7 protein-coding genes are annotated in these 9,075 nt (G+C 39.8%); 5 read left to right on the top strand and 2 right to left on the bottom strand.

The window, feature by feature from the left end; all coding sequences use genetic code 11:
- The 5 genes from Xsto_RS21610 to Xsto_RS16585 all read left to right on the top strand — a co-directional run.
- Nucleotides 1-784, top strand: a 784-nt coding sequence (locus tag Xsto_RS21610; RefSeq protein ID WP_339955568.1) for a DUF6708 domain-containing protein, incomplete at its 5' end; no start/stop codon positions are given.
- Between the two features lie 273 nt (nt 785-1,057).
- On the top strand, nt 1,058-1,399 hold the full coding sequence (locus tag Xsto_RS16600) for a hypothetical protein (RefSeq protein ID WP_141554528.1): 342 nt from the start codon (nt 1,058-1,060) through the stop codon (nt 1,397-1,399).
- 219 nt (nt 1,400-1,618) lie between these two features.
- Entirely contained in the window at nt 1,619-1,882 is a 264-nt protein-coding gene (locus Xsto_RS16595) for a PAAR domain-containing protein (protein WP_099125796.1), read from the top strand.
- Nucleotides 1,883-1,884: 2 nt separating this feature from the next.
- On the top strand, nt 1,885-3,084 hold the full coding sequence (locus tag Xsto_RS16590) for a hypothetical protein (protein WP_099125795.1): 1,200 nt from the start codon (nt 1,885-1,887) through the stop codon (nt 3,082-3,084).
- Between the two features lie 75 nt (nt 3,085-3,159).
- Nucleotides 3,160-6,522 (top strand): ImcF-related family protein, encoded by a 3,363-nt coding sequence (locus Xsto_RS16585; RefSeq protein ID WP_244590427.1) that lies wholly within the window; start codon nt 3,160-3,162, stop codon nt 6,520-6,522.
- Nucleotides 6,523-6,721: 199 nt separating this feature from the next.
- On the opposite strand, the gene Xsto_RS16580 is transcribed toward Xsto_RS16585, so the two are convergent.
- Nucleotides 6,722-7,525, bottom strand: a complete 804-nt coding sequence (locus Xsto_RS16580; protein ID WP_099125794.1) for an alpha/beta fold hydrolase — start codon at nt 7,523-7,525, stop codon at nt 6,722-6,724.
- Nucleotides 7,526-7,791: 266 nt separating this feature from the next.
- Nucleotides 7,792-8,748, bottom strand: a complete 957-nt coding sequence (locus tag Xsto_RS16575; protein ID WP_099125793.1) for a DMT family transporter — start codon at nt 8,746-8,748, stop codon at nt 7,792-7,794.
- Nucleotides 8,749-9,075: the final 327 nt, after the last annotated feature.

The following is a 9,075-nucleotide window of genomic DNA, read 5'->3' as shown; positions in this document are numbered from 1 at the left end:
ACGTGATGAACCGTTAGAATCTGGTGATTCTTATCTTATAGTGTTTTGTATTATCTTTCTATTTTTTACTGTATGTGCCACTTCGAGCGTTTTTTTAAAAGAGTGGTTCAGAAAAACCCATTATCCTATTCGATTTAATCGAAAAACACAGATGGTATATGTTTATCAAGTGAATGGGACTGTGTTAGTAGCCCCTTGGAATAATATTTTTTTTACACTTTATCAAGGAAAGGGAATAGGGCAGGGATGGGGAATTGATGGTCATATTCTTGCAGATGATAAAGAAACTGTATTGCAGACATTCAGTTTGGGAATTTACGATAGCAAAGTTAATATTCCGGGTTATTGGGAATTCATTCGTTGCTATATGGAGGAAGATGTACTGGATGAACTTCCTAAAACTATATTTTTATGTCATCCAATTTCTGAAAAAAAAGAAAGCTACATTTATGGCCTTCAGTACATTCTTCGCGTTGATACTAAATGGGATTGGTTCTATAAATTACTACTTGTTCCATACTATCTGTTGGAATCATTCTCTCGGTATATTGCAATGCAAACCAGTAAGATACCTCAGTGGCCAGAAGAGGTTGAGGAAAAATGTGAGGTTGCAGTTGATGACCCAGTTAATGTGAGTTATAAAAATAATATTCCATATGTATGGCGATATTTTTTGGCTAATTTGAAAATGAAGGATCATTTAAAGTATCATAAACAGCAAATGATAGCGGTAAACCGCATAAAAAGACGAGTAACCAAGCGACATAAAATACAAAATACATAGTTGTATATAGGTATGCATTTGATAATATCTTAATTATTTAATGCATATCCGATTTTTCATATGAGATATTTTTCACTGGAAAATTATAAATCTTAACAGAATTACATACGTATTAAAGAAATCATAAAAACATGTTATTTTACTGTTAATGATTTTTGATCTTTATTTATGAAAATAAAAAATGGTGAAGATTTTTTTAAAGAGAGTTATATAATGTCGAACACTATCGTTTCAATATTATTTATGTCATACATTCTCTTCCTGATGATTTCAATGATAAAACATAGATTGGTACTTATATTTTATTTTTTCAGTGCTGTCATAGAAATGGTCATTGCTGTGGTTTCAATTATTAAAGAATTATATTTGTCGGCTGATTTATCAGTAGAAGAAACTGAAGGTGAACGTTTTCTTTGTTGTGTATATCGGAGTAGAGAGTATTTTATAGGTAAAAAATTAGATTACATTATTAATGAAATTGGTAAACCAAGCAATCGAAAAAAACATGTCGTTATGTGGGAGTCTGGTAGATATGCTGTTTCTGCTTGGATTAATAAAAGAGGAACATGCATGGATATGAAAATCAACTATGGTCATAAGCCCTCTGGAAAATAAAAGATAGTCAATATCGTTCAGTGACGTGAGATTGTTATTTTTTCTCTTGATAAGATACCCTCTATTTTTCCTATAACCTTATAGGTGTGAATTCTAGCTTTGGATTAATACTTTATTTCTACAAATAAAGCATAAAATCATGGTTTTTTACTACTAATGAAAAAAATAAATCAGAATATAATCGATGTAGGAATGGAATAATTTTCATATGGAATTAACATGAAAGGCATAATTAGGATTGGGGATAAAACCACTCACGGTGGAGCGGTGCAGGAAGGATCTGGCGTAATGAAGTTTTCGGGTATTGGTGTTGCCCGCCTTGGTGATAAAGTATCCTGTCCTATAATAGGGCATGGTATAACTCAAATTGTCGAAGGACACCCGACGTTCAAAGATAATGGTATATCTGTTGCCTTTCATGGTCATAAATGTGGATGTGGCTGTACATTAATTTCCTCATTGGGTAATGCAACGTCGAGTTGATTATGGCTATTGATCTCCTAAATATTCCGGATAAAGCAGATAGAAAAAGGCCACCACAGCTAAAAAAATGGTTATACATACTCTCTGTTTTTATTGGTGGAGCCAGCATTATCACTGCGTTCTTTTGGCCAGAAGAGAAATCGGTTAAATCTCTTACTTTTATTTTATTCTCATTTATTTACCCTTTTTCTATTTGGTCACTTATTTTCCTTATCAGGAGATTATATTTCGATCTCAATCAGCTTTGGTCAGATAACTGGGATAGAAAACGAGAAAAACTTATTGAACACGAAATAAATCGTGGTCAGAAACATCTTTATCATCTTAACTCTGTTATACATATTCCAGATGCATTTATGCAGGGTACCCTGTCTGAACAGTTGGCACACTCCATTATAGAAATGCCTAAAATTGTAGACGCATCCACCGGTAAAATTATTCGTAGAAAATCATTTTGGTCAAAAGTAGAACAAACAGAAGATCTGTTATATGAAAAGATATGCATGTTATTGGCTGATAATGAACTTTCTTTTTCCTTAGGAGATCTTCTCAAGAAAACCAATATTCAGGTTTGTCTGGAACTGGATGCAAATTTATCATCTTCTCAATATCAAAAAGTATGGGAAAAAGTTTGTAAAAATAGTCAGATTACACTTCCAGTCAGTTATATTCATGGGCAAGGTTTCGAAACTCTGGATCAATGGATTGATTCTTATTCTTCTCACGAGCCTTTATTGATCATTTCTGTTCATTTATCTAAGAGTGATGATGATGGGCATGGTGATGCTGCGGTTGCTCTGCTAGTAACTTCATCCTCTTCTAAAGTAATTTGTGAAATTGATAGCACTCGATTATGCCGTCCTGAAAATTTAGGTCAAAATGAAATTAATTATGCATTGTCTCAGGCGTTATTATGGGGAAAAAGTTGTGGTGAAGATATTCAATATCTTTGGATATCAGGAATGGGATGTGACAATAAAGCGCAGATAGCTGCTGCGCCATTGGGTGAAGAATATCCCCATTTAACACAGCCTGAAAATCAAATTGATATTGATGGGAAAATTGGCTATGCAGGAGCTGCTTCACCTTGGTTAGCAATAACCATCGCATTGGAGTCAGCACAAAAAAATCAAAAGCCACAATTAATAATGGGTGCAATATCTCAGGATTTAAATAAGCCCTGGTTTATGGTGGTTAAATAATTATCACTCTGCATCTTGGAATCTATCGAGTCAGATGAATGTTTTTAATTTTAACAATAATGCATATCGGAGTGAATGATTATTATGCCTGAGTCTGAATCTAAATCAGGAAAATCAGTTGTTTTTCTCGCGGCGGCTTACATCTTAGCAATATTACTGGTTATATTTATTGGAGTGGTGATATATCATTTCAGTATTAATCCAGAGCTGCCAATAAAGAAATTATTGATTTACGCTGGTTCCGTTTTCGGTGCTTTATTCCTGCTTTTTCCCTTTTTTTTATTGGGGTGGAGTAAACATGCTGAGGTGAGTTTTACTTTATTATCCGGAAGATCAAAAACAAAAAAAGAGAAAAAAACAAAAGGATCATCAGAACTATATCTGGATTTAAAACAAACATTAAAACTCCGCTATGGCTCTTCATGGAAAAAGAAAACTCAAATCCTGATGGTTATTGGTTCTCCTGATTATGTTGAACAACTTATTCCCGGTTTGGTAGCAGAACAATGGCTGGAATCTGACGGTACTTTGTTAATTTGGGGCGGTAATATTACCGCCAATGTTGATGAAACTATCGATCAGTCTCTGCGTCAGTTACGTTGTACCCGACCACTGGATGCGCTCATCTGGGTTACAGATCAATACCAACACCAAGCCCTGCTTGAAGCATCAGTTCATTCGCGTCTCGTTTCTGGTCATGCATTTGAGACATTGAGCCGTCATTTAATCCAGCGCTATCAGTCATTAGGCTGGCGTGTGCCAGTGTATGTCTGGTCTCTGCATCAAACGAGCTGGGATAACGCTTATGAACAAGTTTCAGCTCCGGGTTGTTTTCTGTCTTCCTCCTGTATACAGGAAAGTCTGCATAACAGTCTGAATCAGCTTGTCCCGATGATAACGGAGCAGGGGACTCAACAGCTTATCCATAATTCCCGTCATGATTTTTTACTGACTTTGGCGAATTTTTTGCGTCAGGGAGGCAGTGAAAAAATTAGTGCTTCATTGGCCGTGTTTTTCAATTCACACCAACCATTACCGCTGGCAGGAATAGTGTTTAGCTTGTCATCTGTTGCAGGCAAACGAGTGGATATACATCACTGGAGTAGGGATAGCCGTTGGGACAATCTACTGAGTTCGGTTCAGCAGTTGCCGCCGAAGCTGAGAGCAACAAAACTGGGCTGGCAATGGCGGAAAGCGGGAAACCGATTACTGGCTGTCCTGATGGTGATGGCTGGAGCTGGCATGTTGGTTTCCTATGCCAGTAATCGCCATTTAGTGCAGCAAGGGGCGAAGCAGCTTGAATTGGCGAAAAATGATCGGGTTCCACTGGCTGAGCGTATTCAGGCATGGCTGGAATTACAGGATATGTTATCGATGCTGCAATACCGCGAAATGCATGGCACTCCGTTTCATGCCCGTCTGGGATTAAGCCAGAATGATACGGTGTTACAGGCAATGTGGCCGGCTTATACGCAATATGTTATGCCTTGGCTGCGAAATTCAGTCGCTGAGCAGATGGAGAAAAACCTGAATATGCTGGTGAACCTGCCGCCAAACAGCGCCGCCCGCTCGCTTGCTGCAAAGGAAGCTTATGGCCCGCTCAAGGCTTATCTGATGATGGGACAGCCGGAAAATATTGATGAAGGTGTGTTCAGTGAAGCTGTTATGGCGAGCTGGACAGTGCCAGCTGGTATGCCGGTCGCAGCCTGGCAGGCTAAGGCACCAGAATTACTCTCTTTCTATGCGAAGAATTTGTCCAACAATCCAGATTGGATGATGAAACCTGATGAAGAATTAGTTCGACAATCACGAACTGCATTGGTACGGGAGATTGGTCATCGTAATGGCGAATCCTCGCTATATCAGAAGTTGCTGCAACAGGTTTCTACCCATTATGCGGACATGTCTCTCTCTGATATGACTGGTGATACAGATTCTGAGCTTCTTTTCACAGCAGATAGCTTTGTGCCGGGTATGTTTACCCGCAAAGCGTGGGAGGAATCAGTTGAGCCTGCGATCGAACGGTTAGTGAATGAACGGCGGACGGAAATTGACTGGGTGTTGAGTGACGGTCAACAAAATGCCAGTGATGAGCTTTCTCCGGAAGTGCTCAAGGTAAAACTGACAGATCGTTACTTTGCTGATTTCTCAGGTGCTTGGCTGAATTTTCTGAATGGTCTGCACTGGAGACGTTCGGATACGTTATCCGATACGATTGATCAACTCACTTTAATGGCAGATGTTCGCCAGTCGCCGCTAATTGGCTTAATGAATACTTTGGCATATCAGGGCAAAACGGGGCGTCAGGAAGTGTCAGACTCATTTGCTCAATCTGCTAAGTCAATTTTTAATAAGGATAAACAGCCAGCAATCAGCCAAAAGGTTGGTTTTACCGGCCCTCTGGAACCGACTTTCGGCCCATTGCTGGAACTGATCGAACCCAAAGCCGGAGCACAGGATGGGCAACATCTTAGTCTGTACAGCTTTCTGACACGAGTAACCCGCGTGCGGTTGAAGCTGCAACAGGTGACAAGTTCCGCAGATACGCAGGCGATGGCTCAGACGATGGCACAGACGATTTTTCAGGGTAAAGCGGTAGACTTATCTGATACCCGTGATTATGGCAACTTGGTAGCAGCCAGTTTGGGCCAAGAATGGAGCGGATTTGGTCAGACCGTATTTGTGCTGCCAATGGAGCAGTCGTGGCAGCAATTGTTGGCGCCAACTGCTGAAAGCCTGAATGCGCAATGGAAACGGGCAATAGTGGATGACTGGAATCTGGCTTTTGGCGGGCGTTATCCGTTCAAATCGGGAGGAAGTGAAGTTTCCCTGCCGTTGCTGGCGCAATACTTACGTGCGGATAGTGGACGGATTAGCCGTTTTCTGGAAAGCCGGTTAAGTGGAGTCTTACGCCGTGAAGGTAATCACTGGGTGCCTGATAGTATTAATGCTCAGGGATTGAAGTTTAATCCTGAATTTCTGTCTGCACTGAATACACTGAATTCTCTATCAGATATCGTATTTACCAGTGGCGAAGCGCGGTTGGCGTTTGAAGTACGACCGGGAACGGCAGGCGGGGTAATGCAGACTAATCTGATAATAGATAATCAGAAATTGATTTATATGAATCAGCGCCCGGACTGGAAGAAATTTATCTGGCCGGCAGATACTACAGCGCAAGGAGCGACCTTAAGCTGGTCGGGTACAAGATCGAGAATGCGCATTTATGCGGAGCAACCGGGAACGTGGGGTTTTGTCCGGTTGCTGGAAAAAGCGAAAGTCACACCGTGGTCAGGTTCAAGCAGTAGCTATCAGGTGAGCTGGAAGACACCGAGTGGACAGGCACTAAATTATACGCTGCGAACAGAGGCAGGCGAAGGCCCGTTGGTACTGCTGAAACTGCGTAATTTTGTTCTGCCAGACAGGATATTTGACTGATTTTACTAACAAATAATTGAATTAAACTAGGGGGAGTCCCCCCAGTTTTGATTTGTAGCAGTTAAGAAATAGAGGACTCTTCTTTAGTTTCTTCCCATTGTTTTGCGAATTCAGTTGGTGAAGTATCACCATTGCAACTATGAGGCAAAAAGGTGCCATATGTCTGTTGACCGCTATAATGTAGTATGTGGTGTTATATTTAGACGCTAGTTTCCATCCTGATAGTTTGATTGAAGTTTTTAACCAAAAATTTCATCATTTCTTCCAAAACCTCATCGGATTTTTCAAGAATGGGTATATGAGCCGCATCCTTCAGTACAACTAATTTTCCATTGCGAGCAATCGCCATTTCTTGTGCGGCTGCTGGTGTAGCGACAATATCACTTTCACCGACTAACACTAATACTGGAACTTTTGTATTCTTTGGCTGCTCTGGTTTAATTTGCGATAGCGCCTCGACGCATCCCGCATAGCCTTCTGCTGAGGTACGGGATAGCATCTGCTTCATTCCTATTGCCGATGGGGTGTCACGAAATGCTGGTGTTACCCAACGAGAGAAGATTTCTTGAATCCGATGGTTTAAGCCGTGATTGCGGATATCATAAGCCATTGTGCTCCAAATAGATTGTGTAGTTGGTGCAAGGTAGGTGTCAATGAGTACCATTGACACGAGTCGCTCAGGCACTCTGTCAGCTAAATTTTGGGCAATTAGTCCACCAATCGAGACACCAGCTACCGAAAACATATCTATTCCAAAATAATCTGCAACACTGAGTATATCCTTGGCCAGATCCTCGATAAGAAAAGGAGCCTGCCCAACTTCGCTGAGACCATGTCCTCGCATATCTAGACGTAATACCCGATAGTATCGAGTTAAACTCGATACTATCGGATCCCAAAGATGTAAATTAGTCCCAAGGGAATGAAGTAGCACCAGAACAGGGGCGTCGCAGGAGCCTTGTAAATCAACATGCAATATTAATTCACCAGATTTCAAGAACATGCTTAAATCTCCTAATCTAATTATATATCTAATTTTTAACAGCCTAATGGCAAGAATTACTTTATCGGGCTAAAATAAATTAATTTTTTCAGCGAAATACATCAATAAAACCATAATTATTTTTAACTCCTTGTTACTGACAAATAATTTATCTTTCATTACTGAAACGGATATAAATAAATTTTATGTGGAGAAAAATAACACTGTCAATAAAGAGGATACTATCGATTAATATCTGAATTTAATGATTATATATGGCTAACTATTCAATTATCACGGATGGGGATAGCAACTTTTTTTGGTATATTGCGGTAGCGTAAATATAGGTTATTGAGAATCAGTGCAGAACCTGTGATGCAAGCTCCGGTAATTTCCGGAGTGCTTGGTTTCATTCCGGTCATCGCTGAAATTGAGAAAGCTGTGATTGGTACAATATCCATGAATAATACGCCGTTAAATGGCGTTAGGATCTTATTACCAATATTCCAGAACAGGATCCCTATGAAGCCCGCAATGAAAGCTGTGTAGAATACATGTGGAATAACAAACACAAAATCATTTATTGCAGGTACAGATATAATACCACAGGCATATAATATGCCATCCAGCACTATTATACTTATCACCCCCAGATAAGTCGTCAACGCAGTGTATTTTAACGGTGACCAAGTAGGAAAAAATGAAGCTCCTACAGTATAAATAACCCAACACAGTGCACCTAAAATGATGAGTCCGTTAGCTGTGTAGCTGGAGGGAGCACCAAACAGGCTGCCATAATGACCTTTAGTAATCACGGTCATTACACCAAAAAAGGACATCAGGATTAACCCAATAGAGATAGCTGGAGGCGCAACTTTGCGTAATACCCAGTTCACAAGAATGCTAAGCATTGGCATAGTTGCCATCATGATGGAGGCTGTTAATGCACCACTTTTTCCAGCCATTTGTTGGCCTAAAAATACAAAAAAACCAAAACCAGCAAAGCCCACAGTGCCCAGTAACCAGATTAAACCTATACGTTCGCCTTTTAGGTTAAATCCTTGCCTCCCCTCGCGTAAATACAGTGCAATTAACAATGCAATACCAGCGAAACCATAGCGCAGTAATGTGAATGTATAAGGATCCATGCGTGTAAGCGCGCTGGTCATGATGGGAAAAGTAGCTCCCCAAGATAAAGTAGTGATCAGGCAGCAGATTACACCTGTAGAGTAAGAATTTTTCATACTTATATATCTCAGTTAAGTACCATATAGAATTATTTAGATCATGCTTCTTATATGGCTTAATATGGAAAAAATTTGGTTATGACTAAACAACTCATCCAGCCAACATATTCATGAAGAGCATAAAGAAATAATGGGGGATTTATTTAATTATCAATAAAAAACTAAAGGAGTAATGAGGTTTTTTTTCATGAAAAATAAAAAACCATAAAAAATAAAAATACTCATAACACTTTTATGTTATGTTTAATGAGCTTATGATGGCGCCTATTTTATTTAAAGTGGAACGAGACACCTCTGACAAAACGCGTTATTCTATAGAGATAA

The organism is Xenorhabdus stockiae (genome assembly GCF_002632825.1).
Taxonomy (GTDB): Bacteria; Pseudomonadota; Gammaproteobacteria; order Enterobacterales; family Enterobacteriaceae; genus Xenorhabdus; species Xenorhabdus stockiae.
The sequence above is the reverse complement of the archived record's forward strand: the minus strand, read 5'-3'. Positions and strand labels throughout refer to the sequence as shown.